The following is a 15628-nucleotide window of genomic DNA, read 5'->3' as shown; positions in this document are numbered from 1 at the left end:
CATGCGCGGCATCAACCTCTCTGAACTAGCGGTCAAGCACCGTGCGGTCACGTTGTTCCTGATCATTGCGATCCTTGCCGCCGGCATTTTCTCGTTCGGCAAACTGGGGCGAGCCGAAGACCCGTCCTTCACCGTCAAGGTGATGACCATCACCGCCGCCTGGCCCGGCGCCACTGCCCAGGAAATGCAGGAGCAAGTCGCCGACCGCCTGGAAAAACGCCTGCAGGAGCTGGATTACTACGACCGCGTCGAGACCATCGCCCAGCCAGGTTTTGTGTCGATGCGCATGACATTCCTCGAATCCACCCGCCCCGGCGAGATTCAGGGCTTGTTCTACCAGACCCGCAAAAAGCTCAGCGATGAAGCGTCGAGGCTGCCCAAGGGAGTGATCGGGCCGTTTTTCAACGATGAATATTCCGATGTGTACTTTGCGCTGTACGCCCTGGAGGCCGAACACCTGCCCCATCGCCAGCAGGTGCAAATGGCTGAAGAGCTGCGCCAGGGTTTCCTCAATCTGCCGGGGGTGAAGAAGGTCAATATCCTCGGCGAGCAGGCCCAGCGGATTTTCGTCGAGTTTTCCTATGAGCGCCTCGCGACCCTGGGCATCAAGCCCGACCAGATCTTCGCCGCCCTCGCTGCGCAAAACGCTGTGGCGCCGTCGGGCTTTGTGGAAACCGCCGGTGCCCGCGCCTATATCCGTATCGACGGTGCCTTCGACAGCCTGGCGCTGATTGAAAACGTGCCCCTGGAAGTCAACGGCCGACTGCTGCGCATTGCCGATGTGGCGACCGTCAGCCGAGGTTATGAAGACCCGCCCAGCTACCGTATCCGCCATCAGGGCGACCCGGCGCTGATGCTCGGTGTGATCATGGAGAAACACTGGAACGGCCTGGAACTGGACAAGCGCCTCAAGGACCAGGAAGCCCGGATCCAGGCAGACCTGCCACTGGGCGTGAACTTCGCCAAGGTCTCCGACCAGGCGAAAAACATCAGCCTGGCGGTCAATGAATTCATGCTGAAATTCTTCGTCGCCCTGGCAGTGGTGATGATCATCAGCCTGTTGGCCTTGGGCTTTCGCGTGGGCCTGGTGGTGGCGGCGGCAGTGCCACTGACGTTGTCCATAGTGTTCGTGATCATGCTGGTCACTGGGCGTGAGTTCGACCGCATCACCCTCGGCGCGCTGATTATCTCCCTCGGCCTGCTGGTGGACGACGCGATCATCGCCATCGAGATGATGGTGGTGAAACTGGAAGAAGGGTTTGACCGCATCCACGCCGCCACTTACGCCTGGAGTTCCACCGCCGCGCCGATGCTGACCGGCACACTGGTGACCATCATCGGCTTTCTGCCGGTAGGATTTGCGCGCTCGGGCGCCGGGGAATACGCCGGCAATATCTTTTGGATCGTCGGCTTCGCGCTGATTTCATCGTGGCTGGTGGCCGTGGTATTCACCCCGTACCTGGGCGTCAAGCTATTGCCGAACATCAAACCGGTACCCGGTGGCCACGACGCCATCTACGCCGGGCGCTACTACCAGAAACTGCGTGCGGTAGTGGAGCTCTGCGTGCGCAGGCGCTGGTTGGTGACCGGGCTGGTGGTGACGGCGTTTGTGCTGTGCGGACTGGGCATGGGGGTGGTGAAGAAGCAGTTCTTCCCCAACTCCGACCGATCCGAGCTGATTCTGGAGGTGTACATGCCGCCCGGCAGCGCCTTCAAAAGCACCGAGGCAGTCGCGGCGCAACTGGAAAAAGCGCTGATGCAAGAACCCCAGACGAGCATGGTCGACACCTACGTGGGCGGCGGCGCGCCACGGTTTTTCCTGTCGCTGAACCCTGAATTGCCCGATCCGGCCTTCGCCAAACTGATCGTGCAGACCCCTGACTCCCACGCACGCGATGCCCTCAAACTGCGCATGCGTGAGCGTATCGCGGCAGGCGAATTCCCTGCGGCGCGGGTGCGCGTCACGCAATTGCTGTTCGGTCCACCGGTGCCCTTCCCGGTGGTATTCCGTGTGTCCGGCCCGAATCTGGAAGTGCTGCGCGGCCTGTCAGAAGACGTGCGCAAAGTCGTCGCCGCTAACCCGTTGACCAAGGACGCCTTCCTCGATTGGGGCGAGCGCACCAGCGGTTATCGCCTGGTACTCGATCAAGACCGCCTGCGACTGCTGGGCTTCACGCCCAACGAGGTCAAGTCCCAGCTCAACGCCCTGCTCAGCGGCAACCCGATCACCGAGGTGCGTGAAGGCAACCGCACCGTGTCCGTGGTGGCCCGCGCCCAGGGCAACCAACGCGAGAACCTCGGCAACCTCAACAACATGACCCTGACCAACAGTGCCGGCACCTCAGTGCCGCTGGCCCAGGTCGGGCATTTCCAAGCGGTGATGGAAGAGCCGATCCTCAAGCGCCGTAACCGAGCGACCACCGTGGAAGTGCGCGCCGACATCATCGACGGCGTGCAACCGCCCGACGTCGAAATGGCGGTCTACAAAGACCTGCAACCGCTGATCGCCAAGCTGCCAGCCGGCTATCAACTCAACATCGGCGGACCGGTGGAAGAAAGCGCCAAGGCCAACGTCGCCCTGGCCGCACTGTTTCCGATCATGATCCTGCTGACCCTCACAGTGATCATGTTCCAGGTGCGCTCCTTCGGCGTGATGTTCATGGTCTTCGCCACCGCGCCCTTGGGCTTGATCGGGGCTGTGCCGACGCTGCTGCTGTTCAATCAGCCGTTCGGGTTCAACGCGATATTGGGGCTGATCGGCATTGGCGGCATTCTGATGCGCAACACATTGATCTTCACCGACCAGATTCGCCAGAACCAGGAACACGGCATGGCGATTCGCGAAGCCATCGTCGAAGCCACGGTGCGACGTGCCAGGCCCGTGATCTTGACCGCACTGGCCGCGGCGCTGGCGTTCATTCCGCTGACGTTGTCGGTGTTCTGGTCATCCCTGGCCTACGTGCTGATCGGCGGAGTGCTGGTGGGCACCGTGTTGACGCTGCTGTTTTTACCAGCGCTATGCAGTTTGGTACTGGGGCGGCAGAAGATAAAAGCTGTCGAAACTTCCCACGCAAGCGCCGGATAAGCGCTACTCCCCGCTGCGGAAAACGCCTGCAAAGTCCCTCGCCTGAATACACAGTGCGAGGGATTGCAGATGGTTTTTTTCGTTAAGGCCCTGATTATTGCGACGGTTCCTCCAAGGGATACACACTATTGCACCCCCAGAGGGAACACCCATGAAGTCACGTGAAATAACCATTATCAATAACGGTATACGTGAATGCGCAGTCATCGAATACGCGGGAGGAAAACCAACGCTTAGTCTATTGCTGAGTAATGGCGAACGGAAAACGTACACCGCATTAGACCTGTTCGAGAGCTTTGGCTTATTGAGAGCAGACTTGAAAGATATTAGATTTTTGTGCAAAGGCGCAAAAATCAATGTTCACACGTCTGGAATGTCTTCACAGATGTCGAATGGTCTTGTTGCCTACGAGATGACTATGGGAAACCCTGATGGTGAACTCACCAGTATTTTTGCTTATGAGGAAAGCGACCTCACCAACGATATTCAGGAGCAGCGCGATTTCTGCCAGCGCTGGTCCGAGTCAATTAAAGACTAAAAGCCCAAGCCTGCTCACCACAAACGTTCACTCATTAAAATGAAATTCGTGCAGGGTCAAATTACCGCTTTGCCAACTTCGTAATCATCAAACTCAACAAATAGATTGAGCCCCATCAACTTAGTAACAACACCGCCAACCCCCTGACACCCCCCAATCCCTGTGGTGAGCAGGCTTGCCCTGCGCCGGGCTGCGAAGCAGCCCCTCTCAGGCAGATGCGGTATATCAGGTAGATCGGCGGTGTCAGGTTTGGGCTGCTTCGCAGCCCGGCGCAGGGCAAGCCTGCTCACTACAGAATGAAACGCGTACCGGGTCAAATCACCGCTTCGCCAACTCCATAATCATCCGACTCAACAAGTAAACCCGAGGCGCCACGCTCTCCACCTCCGCGTACTCGTCCGCCGTATGGATATTGCCTCCCACAATCCCAAACCCATCCAACGTCGGCGTCCCTACCCCGGCTGACAAACTCGCGTCCGCCGCGCCGCCGCTGCCCTCAATCGTCAGTTTCTTACCCAACTCCCCATAAATCCCCTGGGCAATCGCTACCAGCTTGTCCGACTCCGCCGTCTGCGGCATCGGCGGCAGGCCGCGTTTGAGGGTGGTGGTCACTTCGGTTTCCGGGATCAGTTTGTTCGCGGAAACCCGCACCAAGTCTTTCTCGATCCGATCAAACTCTTCCGGCAATGCTGCGCGGACATCTGCCTTGGCGGTGGCTTGGTCAGGAATCACGTTGGTGCGGTCGCCAGACTTGATTACGGTGAAGTTGATGGTGGTTTTCTTTTCTTCATCACCGAGCTTGCCCAGTTGCAGGATCTGGTGCGCGGCTTCCATGGCGGCGTTGCGGCCCAGTTCGGGGGCGACGCCGGCGTGGGCGGCTTTACCTTTGACTTCGACCACGGCGGTGGCGCTGCCTTTGCGCCACACCACCAGGCCGTCGGCGGGGCGGCCGGGTTCCAGGTTCAGCGTGACGTCGTGGGCCTTGGCGGTGTTGCGAATCAGCTCGGAGGCGATGTCGGAGCCGGTTTCTTCGCTGGCGTCGAGGAGGAAGGTGATGCGCTCGTAGTCTTTGAAGCCCTGATTCTTCAGGACTTTGAGCGCGTAGATGCCGGCGACGATGCCGCCCTTGTCATCCATCACGCCGGGGCCATAGGCGCGACCGTCTTTGATATGAAACGGGCGCTCGGCCGCGGAGCCTTCCTTGAACACGGTGTCCATGTGGGCCATCAGCAGAATCTTCGCTTTGCCGGTGCCTTTGAGGGTCGCGATCACATGGCTACTGTTGGCGGCCGCATCCGGTATGCGTTCGATGTTGAAGCCCAACTGCTTCAACTCATCCACGGCAATGTCGCTGACCTGGGTCAGGCCCGGTCCGTAGCCGGAGCCCGAGTCGATATTCACCAGGCGCTCCAGCAGTTTCAGGGCCTCGGCCTTGTACTGTTCGGCATCCGCCTGGATCTGTTTGTGGGGTTCGGCGCTGTAGGCCGGAAGTGCGAAGGACAAGGCCAGCGTGGCGGCCAGGAGGGTACGGGGGAAGGCGAAGCGCATAGACCGATCCTTGTTTTTTGTTGAGGTGCAGCCACCCTACCCCACTAAACGGAGCGCAACCAACTCCCGTGCACCGCGCTGACACGGTTGCGCCCGCTGCTCTTGGCTTCATACAGGGCCTGGTCGGCATCGTTGAGCCAGCCGGTGGAGTCGACATGTTCCGGTTGATACCGCGACAGGCCGATGCTCAAGCTGGCACGCAGAGTTGGGTCCTGGGCGTACGCCAAGGCATTGAAGCGGTCACGCAAGGCATCCATCACTTCGGTGGCATGGTTGAGCGGCATTCCCGGCAGGATCACGCAGAACTCATCGCCGCCATAGCGCCCGGCCAGATCGGTGGCGCGCAGGTTCTGGCGCAGTATTTTGCTGAGTTGGCGCAGGACGATATCGCCCGTGACGTGGCCGTAAGTGTCGTTAATGGTCTTGAAGTGGTCGATGTCGATCAACGCAATCGCGGCGCCCTGCTGCTCGCGACGGCAGCGTTGGAACTCGATTTCCAGATGATCTTTCCAAGCGCCGTGGTTGAGCAGACCGGTCAGGCTGTCGGTGCGACTCAGGGCGAGTAATTCACGTTTGTGCTGGGACAGATTCACGGCCTGGCGGTAGCAGATCCAGCCAAGCGCCAGGGGATAGAGCATCAGAATCGGCAAGCATGCATAGACTTGAGCTTGGGTGGTCGTGGCTACAAAGGCCGGCGCGAAGATCAGCAACGAGGTGCCGATGCCAAGCGCTTGCGCCACCCACCCCGCCAACATAAGGCGCGGGCCGCCGAGGGCGACATTGTTCATGGTCATCATCGACAGCGTGGTTATGCTGGGCAGTGGGTTGAAGTGCATGGCCCCAACCCAGAACCCGCCGCAGAACGAATCGAACAACACGTTGCGGTGTTCACTGCGCAGCATGTTGGCGGTTCGTAGAGACAGTCGGTACGCCAGATGAGGCCAGACGATGGCGTTAATCAGCATCCACGCCCATACCCACGCAGAGGGGTTAAGTGGATACATGCCAAACACCACACACACTAAACCGAGCGTCAGCCCCAACGTGCGGGATTTATACAAGCGGGTAGCAAGCGGAAGTCCCTTTCCTCCGGCGGCTGGCATGGTTGGGTGTCATCCTGGATGAATGCCTGGAGTCTATCAGGGCGCCAGTAATTCGCCACTACCACTCATAAGCTCATTCCACGGCGCAAATGCACGAGCCAAAGCGCTTAGTGAGAAAAGCCCCGGGCCAGCATCAACGCCACACCCAGCAGCAACACCGCCGTGACCCGCTGCAACAACACGCGGCGCTTGGGGTTTTCCAAGACGTGCTTGATGCGTTGGCCGAAGTAGCAATACAGACAGCCACTGGCAAATTGCAGCATCAGGAACGTCGCGCCGAGTATCGCGATATCCGCCGCCGAACTGTGCTCCCCTGCCCCGGCAAACTGCGGGAACACAGCGCTGAACATGATGATGGTCTTGGGGTTGGAAAACCCGGTCAGCAGCCCTTTGCCGAACAGGCTGCGTGAGCCCTCCACGGCGCCGGCCTTGCCGATCGCCACACCGCTGCTGGTCCACTGCTTGTAGGCCAGGTAGAGAATGTAGGCCACACCGACAAACTGGATGGTCTGGGTAATGGCAAGGTTGCCCTTGATCAGCTCCGAGAAGCCCACGGCAAAAATCAGGATCGAAATTAGGTAAGACACGCTGGCGCCGATCTGCGCCGGGATCGAGCTGCGCAAACCGTCCTTCAAGCCCAGGCTCAGCAGCAACAGGGTCATGGGGCCAGGGCTGAAAGTCATGGTGGCGCAGAACAGCAGGAAATAGAGAAACGAAGACAGCGTTAACGCAGTGGTCATGGGCCAGGGCCTTGAGTAGGTAGAAACGAAAGCCGTGGGACGGGCACACCGGCGCCCGCCCCGGTATCCATCAGGCGACAGCGATCTCGGTGGTCAGGGATTCGCGGTACATCACCGCCAGCTCACCAAGGGCGGCCTTTGCGGTCTGGTTGCGGGTTTCGAAGGCCACCAGGCCTTTCCAGTTGGTTTCGACAATGGCCTGCACCACGTCGGCGTAATCGCAGTTGCCGTCATGAATACCAAAGTGCTGGTCCTGCACACCATTGTTATTGCTGAAGGAAATACCCTTGATCAGGTGGTGATACTTACGCACCACCTCGGCCGGCAGACCGTTTTCGATATTGGCGTGGCCCGCATCGAGGAAGAAGTACACGTTGGGGTGGGCTTGCAGACGCTCGAACACAAAGGCGTATTCCGCTTCATGGGTGAAGATGTAGTGGAACGGCCGGTAATTGACGTAGTTCGACAGGTTTTCCAGGTAGATGTCCACGCCCTTGGACTCGGCGTAACGCGCCAGTTCCTGGACCGACTTGAGGTAGTGCTCCAGGGCGACTTTCTTGGCCATCAGCACCATCTTCGGCTCGACGATGCAGCCACCGTGGATGATCAGCGGCGCGCCCAGGCGGCTGGCAATATCAACTTCTTTCTTCACGTATTCGACGGCCGCCATGCGAAAGGCGTCCACATCACTGCCCAGCGGCGCCTTGAAATTGCCGTGGTACACCGGTTTCACACCAGTGGCCGCGATCTGCTCCTGCAGGCTGGCGATGCGCTCATCGGTCCAGTCATCGACCATTTCGCCGAACAGGCTGCCATCGATATACCAGTGGGTGCACCCGCCTTCGATGGCAGTGTCCAGGCCCTTCTCGGCGGCCAGGTATTTCTGGTGGGCCACACCGGTACAGAACGGCACGGCGGCGTTAATCAGTTTGTTTTCCATGAAGCGATTCCTTTCGTGATGGAGCGTTACAGTTCAATGGCCATGAAATCGGCCTTGGTCACGCCGCAATCCGGGCATGTCCAGTCTTCCGGCACCTCTTCCCAAGGGGTACCGGCCGGGATTCCGTCTTCAGGAATGCCCAATTCTTCTACGTACATAAATCCGCAGGGCGCACACATATAAGTCTTCATGAGAATGCGAAATCCATGGTTCGCTGGTAGGAAAGTTCGCCAATTCCGGGCGAGATGGCGCGCAGTCTAGGGGAGCGGCATTGCACAAGGCAGGTGAAGTGATGCCTAATCCGGCCTAACTTCACCGGTAAAATCACCAGCAAACACAAGGAAGGTTTATGTTTGTATCCGCCATCGCCTTTGTGGACGGCACGCCGAAGGTGCAGCAGATCGTCGAGGCGTTCAGCCAAGCCATCGAAAACGGCGAATGGGCGCCCGGCAGCAAATTACCGTCGGTGCGCGAACTGACCCAGACCCTGGGCGTCAGCAAGTTCACCCTCAATGAAGCTCTGGACCGCCTGCGCGGGCGCCACCTGCTCACCTCCAGCCAGGGCCGTGGCTACTTCGTGGCGATGGACAGCGCGCGCCCGGCCTCGGTGGCGTGGGTCGACCTGCTGCCCCAGGACCTGCTTAGCGTGTTGCGTCGCCCGTTGGTCACCGCAAGCGGCGAACTGCGCCCTGGCGGCGGCCACCTGCCGGAAGAATGGCTGGACGCCGATGCTATCCGCCAGGCCATGCGCAGCGTGGTACGCGCGCCGTCGCTGCGCATCGCCGGGCTGGGCACACCGGCCGGACTACTGCCGTTGCGCCAGGCCCTGCAACAGAAGCTGCACGGCGAAGGTTTGTCGGTGCCGGTGGAGCAGATCATCACCACGCCCAACACCGTGCAGGGCCTGGACATGCTGATGCGCCTGCTCGCCCGTCCCGGCGACACGGTGCTGCTCGACGCGCCGTGCTACTTCAACTTTCACGCCAACCTGGCGTTGCATGGGGTCAAGGTGGTGACGATCCAGCGCCGTCCCGATGGTTTCGATTTCTTCGCCCTCGAACAGCTATTGGCCGAACACCGTCCCAGCCTGTACCTGACCACCAGCGTGCTGCATAACCCGACAGGTCACTCCTTCAGTCCCAGCCAGGCGTTTCGGCTGTTGCAACTGACCCAGCAGTATCACTGCCATATCGTCGAGGATGACCTCTACGGCGACCTGCACCCCAACCCGCCACCGCGCCTGGCTGCCGTCGCCGGCCTGGAGCAAGTCACCTATCTGTCGGGTTTCTCGAAGATTCTGAGCGCCAACACCCGCGTCAGTTTTGTGGTGGCCGCACCGCAACTGGCGGCCAACCTGACCAATATGAAGTTAATGAGCGGCGGCGTGACTTCGGAGCTGTTCGAGCAGATCGTCTACCGCATGCTCAGCGAAGGCAGCTACGCCAAGCACCGCAAGCGCATGGTCCAGCGCTTGATGGAAGCCGGTGGCCGCGTCGAGCAATGGCTCAAGCGTTGCGGGTGTGAATTGCCGATGGCGTATGAAGGCGGGATGTTTATCTGGGCGCGGCTGCCGCCGGGGGTCAACGGCGAGCTGTTGGCTCAGGAGGCCTTGAAACGCAGCATGGTGCTGGCGCCGGGCGCGCTGTTTGGCTACGACCCGGCCCATCGCGATTCGATGCGTTTCAACGTGGCCCACAGCGATGAGCCACGGGTGCAACGGGTGTTTGAAGCGCTGTTGCGCCAGAGTATCGGGCAGGATCACGCCCCTGCCTGAATCAACCTACGATATCGCCGCGTTGCAGTTTGCCCTCCACGACAAGGACAAAGTTCGCCTCACCAGGCTTGCCGGTAATCTGTAACGCGCTCATTTCCAGAACCGGGTCATACACAAGCTTTGCCTCACCGACGGCGCCGGAAAATTCGCTGACAAAGCTCAGCGCTGACTTGCCCAGCGCTGCCGTAAGGCCAGACACATCGACCCGGTCTTCGCCACTGACAAAGTCCATGATCCGGTCGAGGGCGACCTCAGTCGATTCACGGGTATGCCCATAGACGAATACGTCCTTGCCCTTTTCTCCCCACAGTATGTCGGCCCCTTCTGCTCCGTATAAACGGTCGTCGCCCTCGCCGCCTTTCAGCGTGTTGGCAACTTCATTGCCCACCAGCAAGTCATTGCCGGCACCGCTGATGACGTTCTCAAGGGTTGTCCCGTACGCGATAGCGATATTGCCCTTGAGGCCGCCCACATCGGAGAAGGTCCCTTCTTTCAAGCTGATTTGCTGATCTTGCCTGTAGCCGGAGAAGTCCAGCGTATCAACGCCACCGCCATCCCAAATGGCAGCCACCATCTTGTCTTCAGGGGCATGAACACTCAGGAAGTCTCGATCCGAATTGGCGTTGAAACCATAGCTAGTGTCATTTTTGCGGGTGTCACGGTTCGCACCGTATTTCTTCTGGTAAGCGCTGATATCGTCCAGTTGCGGCGCCGACGACATAAAGCCGCGGTGGTGCATGTACGTACTGCGCTCGCCTCTGTAGCTCATGACGGTATGACTACGAGAGTCCTCTGAGGAATCGACCTGCCCTGGTTTCAACCCCGCGGCACCGTACGCCCCTGGATGGCTAAGGCCCATAGCGTGTCCCAGCTCATGAACAACGGTGCGCCGACCGGAATTACCAAGGGCCGCGTTGGCCACCGCAGACTGGGTTTTTGTGTTCACAAACCAGACATCACCACTGTTTTTATTGCCGGGATAAGGCAAAAAAGCATGGTTGGTGTAGGAATAGGGACGGCCATTGCGATCGATCATATGGCCGTAATTGCCGATCGTGATATGCCCCTCGCTGCTGGGACTTCTCGCCCCTTGGGTAAAGCTGACGTTGGCGACATCTTCGATAGATTGCAGGCTGAGCCGGGTCTGTTGCCGCTGGTGCTCGCCAATCGGAGTAAACCCGACTCTGCCGAACCGTCGTGTATCCGCGCCGGCAGGCGGGACACGAAACTCGTAGGTCACATCGGTACGACCGTCACCATTCTTGTCCGGCCAACCAGGGCTCTGTCGCCAGAGCTGTTGGGTGGCGTCCTCCGACGACTTGGACGGCAATCCGTTGTGTTCGATGCCCTCACCGCGCTTATCGCGCTGCAGGAATTGTTGGAGGTTCTGGAAGGTAGTGCTGGTGTGGGGGGAAATAGTCGTCATGCTCATACTCTGATCAGGCGAGGAAGGTCCCCGGATCATCAGCATTGCGCCTGAGCCGCGATGTCAGGCTTGTGCGCAACCACCAAGCGTTCGCGCTGATAACAGCCTGGCAATCGACGCTCCAGACGGTAGGAAATAATCACCGCCCCGCGCGTCCCTTGAGCATGCAGTGATTGACCCGCACGACGATGGCGTGCGGCACACCCCACCCGGCGCAGCACCTCTATCGGCGATGGGCCAATGACCGCACGCAACGATCCCCCAGGCTCTGCACGCCCTGCACCAACACCACCAGCACAATCACCGTGACTACCATGATCTGGTTGTTGAAGCGCTGGTAACCGTAGCGGATAGCGAGGTCGCCCAAGCCGCCACCGCCGATCACCCCGGCCATGGACGAAAAACCGATCAGCATCACCAGGGTCAAGGTCACTCCGGCCACCAGTGCCGGCAAGGCTTCGGGCAACAGGACCTTGAGGATCACATGGCGAATATCACCGCCCATGGCCACGATGGCTTCGATACGACCCTTGTCCACTTCATCCAGGGCGGTTTCGACAATGCGCGCAAAGAACGGAAACGCGCCAATGGTGATCGGCACCACGGCGGCGGTGCTGCCCAGGGTGGTGCCGACGATCAGGCGCGTCAGCGGGATCAGCGCGATCAACATCACCACGAAGGGCAATGAACGCCCAAGGTTGATCACCCCGCCCAATACCCGGTTGAGGCGCGGCAACGGTAACAAGCCATCGCGTCGGCTGATAAACAGCAACACGCCCAGGGGCAGGCCGATCAAGAGAGTGAATAGCCCGGCCAGCAGCACCATATAGAGGGTTTCGCCGGTGGCGTTGAGCAGCAACTGCAGGATGTCGTTCCAATCGGTTTTCATACGGCCCTCACCACTTGCGGGCTCGGCGTCAGCGAGCGGCCCAGGCGCGAGGATGGGTCGGCCTGCAACTGCAGCAGCGTGCCACTTTCCACCACGCGGCCATCCGCCAGGGACACCGCGCTGTCACAGATCGCCTTGACCACGTCCAGTTCGTGGGTGATCAGCACGATGGTCACGCCGAGCTGTCGGTTGATGTCGCGCAACAGCTCAAGAATCGAGGTGGTGGTTTCCGGGTCGAGGGCGCTGGTGGCCTCATCCGACAGCAGATACGCCGGCCGCGCCGCCAATGCACGGGCAATGCCCACGCGCTGCTTCTGTCCGCCAGACAACTGTGACGGAAACGCCTGGGCCTTGTCGCTCAACCCCACCAACGCCAGCAGCTCTGCAACTCGCGCCGCACGTTCGGCCTTGGGCACATTGGCGATTTCCAGCGGCACCGCGACGTTATCCGCCACGTTGCGCGAATGCAGCAGGTTGAAGCCCTGGAAGATCATGCCGATGCGTTGGCGTTGCTGGCGCAGTTGCTTGTCGCTCAGCAGGGTCAGGTCCTGGCCATCCAGCAGGATGCGCCCGGATGTGGGCCGTTCGAGCAGATTCAGGCAGCGCAGCAAGGTGCTTTTACCTGCGCCACTGCGCCCCACAATGCCAAAAATCGCGCCGTCGGCGATCTGCAACGACACGTTATCCAGCGCCGCTGGCTGGCCGTCCGCGTAGGTTTTGCTGACGCCCTCGACAACGATCATTCGACGGCCACCGGAATCACCGAACCGGCGTATTTCTCAGTAATGAACTTGGCCACCGCTGGCGAACGAAGATCGTTGGCCAGTTGTTGGATGCGCGGGTCTTGCAGCAGCTTCGGTGTGGTCACCAGGATATTCGCGTAGGGGTTGCCCTTGGCCTGCTCCAGGCCCAGTGCATCCTTGGCCGGTTCCAAGCCAGCTTCGAGGGCGAAGTTGCCATTGATCACAGCCAGGTCTACATCGTCCAGAGCGCGAGGAATCTGCGGCGATTCGATTTCCAGAATCTTCAAATGCTTGGGGTTTTCGGCAATGTCCTTAGGTGTAGCCTGGTCCTTGGAAGCGTCGTTGAAACCGGGCTTGAGCTTGATCAAGCCATTGGCTTGCAGCAGGTACAGGGCACGGCTGAGGTTGGTGACATTGTTCGGCACAGCGACGGTGCCTTTGTCCGGCACCTGAGCGAAGTTGGTATGGCGGCGGGAATAGATGCCCAGTGGCTCGATATGCACGGTGGCGGCCACCGCGAACTTCTGGCCCAGAGCCTGCTCCTGGGAATTGAGGTACGGCAAGTGCTGGAAGTAATTGGCGTCCACATCGCCATGGGCCAGCAATTCGTTGGAATTCACGCCGCTGGGGATTTCGATGATCTTCAGGTTCAGGCTCGGGTCGAGCTTCTGCACGTATTCAAGGATCTGTGCATGGGGAATCGGGTCAGCGGCCACGCGCAATGCATCAGCGGCCGACACACTGAATGAGGCCAGCAACGCCGCCAGGGTAAGGGTGGTGGTTTTCAACATGGATGATCTCCTGATCAGGCGGACAGTGCGTGGGGTAGCGTGGCGTCGGCGTAGAAGCGTTGGGCGACATCGGGGTGGGAGCGCAGGCGGCCCTTGAGATAATTCCAGCCCACGTCACGCAGCAACGGGTTGCGCGGATCGCTCTCCGGGCCATGGGCGTCGCGCAACAGTTCGGGCGTCAGTTGGTACACCGGCACCACCGCGTCCAGTTGCGCACCAAGGAAAAACGCCAGGGACAAGCGCTCGCTGCCCACCGGCGGCGACACCACCCGGTGCACGGTGGCGCGCAGGTAACCGTTACTGGCCAGTTCAAGCAGCTCGCCGATGTTGACCACGAGGGTGTCGGGGCGCGGCGCGGCATCGATCCAACGGCCCTCTTCCACTTCCACCTGCAAACCGGCCTGCTGGTCTTGCAGCAGAAAGCTGAGGAAACCCGAGTCCTTGTGTGCGCCCACGCCTTGGCGACTTTGCTGGGCGTGGCGGCCGGGGTAGCGGATCAGCTTGATGTGTTCGTTGGGTTTGTCGCCATACAACGCGTCGAAAGCGTTTTCCGGCAGGGACAAGGCCTGGGCGAAGGCGCGCAGCAGGCGCAGGGCCATTTGTGTCATCGCCTGTTGCCAGCCCAGTACCAGCGGTTTGAGTTGGGGTAACGCGGTCGGCCATTGGTTGGGGCCTTGCAGGCGTGCCCAGGCGGCCGGGTATTGATCCACCGCCAACGGCTCTCGTTCTGCGCCGACGTCGAACTGTTCACGCAGGTCCGGCTGGCCACGGGTGATCTCGGACGCCGCGCGGTTGTAACCGCGAAAATGCGGCGAATTGAGCATGCCCACCGCCAGCTTGTCGGCCTCGGGCAAGGCAAAAAATGCGCGCGCCTGCTGCTGCACCTCGGCCAGCAGCGACGGGTCGATGCCGTGGCCGGTGAGGTAGAAAAATCCGATATGCCGCGCTGCCAGGCGCAGCTCATCGAGAAACTGCTGGCGCTGCTGCGGGCTGCCGTCGAGTTGCGACAGGTCCAACAGCGGCAAGGTGGTGATTGACTGCACGTGGGCCATCGGCGGCTCGCTCCTTGAACAGAATCCGTTAGAAGCATCCAAGCTAAACGATCTTAAAAACCTCCAATAAATATCTTTTTGGAATTAGCTTAGGCGCGCCGTAGAGCCTTCCCGAGGCCCATGGCCCCTGCGACAGTCAAGCCATTGTTGTTCGTTGACCAACCTTGTTACACACCATATAGTGTGCCCACAAACAGAACAGACCACTACATAGTGTGCAGTATCGGTATTTACCGACCACACTATGCGCACTATTTCAATGCCTAGTAGCCTGCAAATCGCATATTTTTTGGACGGCTTTACAGGCCGTCAAAACAGAACAGAAGGGAGTATTTCAATGCTGAGTTGGGATGAAGTCGACAACGAAGACACCGGTGCAGCGGTGATCAAGGGCGCCAACGCCGGCCACGCCAGTGAAGCCAACATGGACCGCCTCGACGGTGCCGGCGCCGCTGCCGCGCTGGAAGCACGCCATGTGACTGCCAACGACTCCGCCGCCATCGTGCGCGCCAAGGCTGCCCTGGACAAACTCGACGTCGCCGAAGGCCTCGCCGAGCTGGAAGGCTCCGCCGCCCGCGTCGCCGTTGACGAAAAGCGCATGATCAACTGCCGCGCCGACCTCAACCAACTCGTGCCCTTCAAGTACGACTGGGCCTGGCAGAAGTACCTCGACGGCTGCGCCAACCACTGGATGCCGCAAGAGGTCAACATGACCGCCGACATCGCCCTGTGGAAAAACCCCGAAGGCCTGACCGACGACGAACGCCGTATCGTGATGCGCAACCTGGGCTTCTTCTCCACCGCCGACTCCCTGGTTGCCAACAACCTGGTGCTGGCCGTGTACCGCCTGATCACCAACCCGGAGTGCCGCCAGTACATCCTGCGCCAGGCCTTCGAAGAAGCGATTCACACCCACGCCTACCAGTACTGCATCGAATCGTTGGCCATGGATGAAGGCGAGATCTTCAACATGTACCACGAGATCCCATCGGTCGCCAA

Annotated in this window: 14 protein-coding genes; 4 read left to right on the top strand and 10 right to left on the bottom strand. The window is 60.1% G+C overall.

The annotated features are described in order from the left end of the window. Nucleotide 1 precedes the first annotated feature (1 nt). Nucleotides 2-3085: an efflux RND transporter permease subunit gene (locus tag ACEN2T_RS00070; protein ID WP_442116033.1), complete on the top strand. Its 3084-nt coding sequence runs from the start codon at nt 2-4 to the stop codon at nt 3083-3085. Between the two features lie 151 nt (nt 3086-3236). Next, nucleotides 3237-3623, top strand: coding sequence for a hypothetical protein (locus ACEN2T_RS00065; protein ID WP_442116032.1), 387 nt, complete (start codon nt 3237-3239; stop codon nt 3621-3623). A 318-nt stretch (nt 3624-3941) separates the two neighbouring features. Here the strand turns inward: ACEN2T_RS00065 and ACEN2T_RS00060 are convergent, their stop codons facing one another. From ACEN2T_RS00060 to ACEN2T_RS00040, 5 genes are all read right to left on the bottom strand, one after another. Further along, nucleotides 3942-5171: a M20/M25/M40 family metallo-hydrolase gene (locus ACEN2T_RS00060; RefSeq protein WP_032891104.1), complete on the bottom strand. Its 1230-nt coding sequence runs from the start codon at nt 5169-5171 to the stop codon at nt 3942-3944. Between the two features lie 44 nt (nt 5172-5215). Then, nucleotides 5216-6274, bottom strand: coding sequence for a diguanylate cyclase (locus ACEN2T_RS00055; protein ID WP_442116031.1), 1059 nt, complete (start codon nt 6272-6274; stop codon nt 5216-5218). A gap of 107 nt (nt 6275-6381) precedes the next feature. Next, the gene (locus tag ACEN2T_RS00050; RefSeq protein WP_032891099.1) at nt 6382-7014 is read right to left on the bottom strand and encodes a LysE family translocator; all 633 of its coding nucleotides are present in this window, start codon (nt 7012-7014) and stop codon (nt 6382-6384) included. Nucleotides 7015-7084: 70 nt separating this feature from the next. After that, nucleotides 7085-7954 (bottom strand): TIM barrel protein, encoded by an 870-nt coding sequence (locus tag ACEN2T_RS00045; RefSeq protein WP_122753083.1) that lies wholly within the window; start codon nt 7952-7954, stop codon nt 7085-7087. A 26-nt stretch (nt 7955-7980) separates the two neighbouring features. Further along, the gene (locus ACEN2T_RS00040; RefSeq protein WP_016968943.1) at nt 7981-8145 is read right to left on the bottom strand and encodes a rubredoxin; all 165 of its coding nucleotides are present in this window, start codon (nt 8143-8145) and stop codon (nt 7981-7983) included. 158 nt (nt 8146-8303) lie between these two features. On the opposite strand from ACEN2T_RS00040, the gene ACEN2T_RS00035 reads away from it, so the two are divergent. Continuing rightward, complete coding sequence (locus tag ACEN2T_RS00035; protein ID WP_122757160.1) at nt 8304-9728, top strand: aminotransferase-like domain-containing protein; 1425 nt, start codon at nt 8304-8306, stop codon at nt 9726-9728. 1 nt (nt 9729) lies between these two features. Here the strand turns inward: ACEN2T_RS00035 and ACEN2T_RS00030 are convergent, their stop codons facing one another. From ACEN2T_RS00030 to ACEN2T_RS00010, 5 genes are all read right to left on the bottom strand, one after another. After that, nucleotides 9730-11154, bottom strand: a complete 1425-nt coding sequence (locus ACEN2T_RS00030; RefSeq protein WP_442116030.1) for a M10 family metallopeptidase C-terminal domain-containing protein — start codon at nt 11152-11154, stop codon at nt 9730-9732. 223 nt (nt 11155-11377) lie between these two features. Then, nucleotides 11378-12043: a methionine ABC transporter permease gene (locus ACEN2T_RS00025; protein ID WP_032891095.1), complete on the bottom strand. Its 666-nt coding sequence runs from the start codon at nt 12041-12043 to the stop codon at nt 11378-11380. Continuing rightward, complete coding sequence (locus ACEN2T_RS00020) at nt 12040-12786, bottom strand: methionine ABC transporter ATP-binding protein (protein WP_122753082.1); 747 nt, start codon at nt 12784-12786, stop codon at nt 12040-12042. The genes ACEN2T_RS00025 and ACEN2T_RS00020 overlap by 4 nt, the downstream gene beginning before the upstream one ends. Further along, a complete protein-coding gene (locus ACEN2T_RS00015) occupies nt 12783-13577 on the bottom strand; it encodes a MetQ/NlpA family ABC transporter substrate-binding protein (protein WP_032891093.1) in 795 nt (264 codons plus the stop codon). The genes ACEN2T_RS00020 and ACEN2T_RS00015 overlap by 4 nt, the downstream gene beginning before the upstream one ends. 14 nt (nt 13578-13591) lie before the next feature. Continuing rightward, a complete protein-coding gene (locus tag ACEN2T_RS00010) occupies nt 13592-14629 on the bottom strand; it encodes an isopenicillin N synthase family dioxygenase (RefSeq protein ID WP_095185848.1) in 1038 nt (345 codons plus the stop codon). A 337-nt stretch (nt 14630-14966) separates the two neighbouring features. Here ACEN2T_RS00010 and ACEN2T_RS00005 point away from each other — a divergent pair. Continuing rightward, nucleotides 14967-15628, top strand: a 662-nt coding sequence (locus ACEN2T_RS00005) for a ribonucleotide-diphosphate reductase subunit beta (protein WP_442116029.1), incomplete at its 3' end; no start/stop codon positions are given.

Source organism: Pseudomonas sp. W22_MBD1_FP4, assembly GCF_052113765.1.
GTDB lineage: Bacteria > Pseudomonadota > Gammaproteobacteria > Pseudomonadales > Pseudomonadaceae > Aquipseudomonas > Aquipseudomonas sivasensis.
Note: the sequence above shows the minus strand (reverse complement) of the source record. Positions and strands in the feature narration are given on the sequence as shown.

Excerpts from the sequence above, each read along its gene's own strand:
- ACEN2T_RS00070 (WP_442116033.1), top strand. The coding sequence starts at position 2 with ATGCGCGGCATCAACCTCTCTGAACTAGCGGTCAAGCACCGTGCGGTC.
- ACEN2T_RS00015 (WP_032891093.1), bottom strand. The coding sequence starts at position 13,577 with ATGTTGAAAACCACCACCCTTACCCTGGCGGCGTTGCTGGCCTCATTC.
- ACEN2T_RS00050 (WP_032891099.1), bottom strand. The coding sequence starts at position 7,014 with ATGACCACTGCGTTAACGCTGTCTTCGTTTCTCTATTTCCTGCTGTTC.
- ACEN2T_RS00045 (WP_122753083.1), bottom strand. The coding sequence starts at position 7,954 with ATGGAAAACAAACTGATTAACGCCGCCGTGCCGTTCTGTACCGGTGTG.
- ACEN2T_RS00055 (WP_442116031.1), bottom strand. The coding sequence starts at position 6,274 with ATGCCAGCCGCCGGAGGAAAGGGACTTCCGCTTGCTACCCGCTTGTAT.
- ACEN2T_RS00020 (WP_122753082.1), bottom strand. The coding sequence starts at position 12,786 with ATGATCGTTGTCGAGGGCGTCAGCAAAACCTACGCGGACGGCCAGCCA.
- ACEN2T_RS00065 (WP_442116032.1), top strand. The coding sequence starts at position 3,237 with ATGAAGTCACGTGAAATAACCATTATCAATAACGGTATACGTGAATGC.
- ACEN2T_RS00025 (WP_032891095.1), bottom strand. The coding sequence starts at position 12,043 with ATGAAAACCGATTGGAACGACATCCTGCAGTTGCTGCTCAACGCCACC.
- ACEN2T_RS00060 (WP_032891104.1), bottom strand. The coding sequence starts at position 5,171 with ATGCGCTTCGCCTTCCCCCGTACCCTCCTGGCCGCCACGCTGGCCTTG.
- ACEN2T_RS00010 (WP_095185848.1), bottom strand. The coding sequence starts at position 14,629 with ATGGCCCACGTGCAGTCAATCACCACCTTGCCGCTGTTGGACCTGTCG.
- ACEN2T_RS00040 (WP_016968943.1), bottom strand. The coding sequence starts at position 8,145 with ATGAAGACTTATATGTGTGCGCCCTGCGGATTTATGTACGTAGAAGAA.
- ACEN2T_RS00035 (WP_122757160.1), top strand. The coding sequence starts at position 8,304 with ATGTTTGTATCCGCCATCGCCTTTGTGGACGGCACGCCGAAGGTGCAG.
- ACEN2T_RS00030 (WP_442116030.1), bottom strand. The coding sequence starts at position 11,154 with ATGACGACTATTTCCCCCCACACCAGCACTACCTTCCAGAACCTCCAA.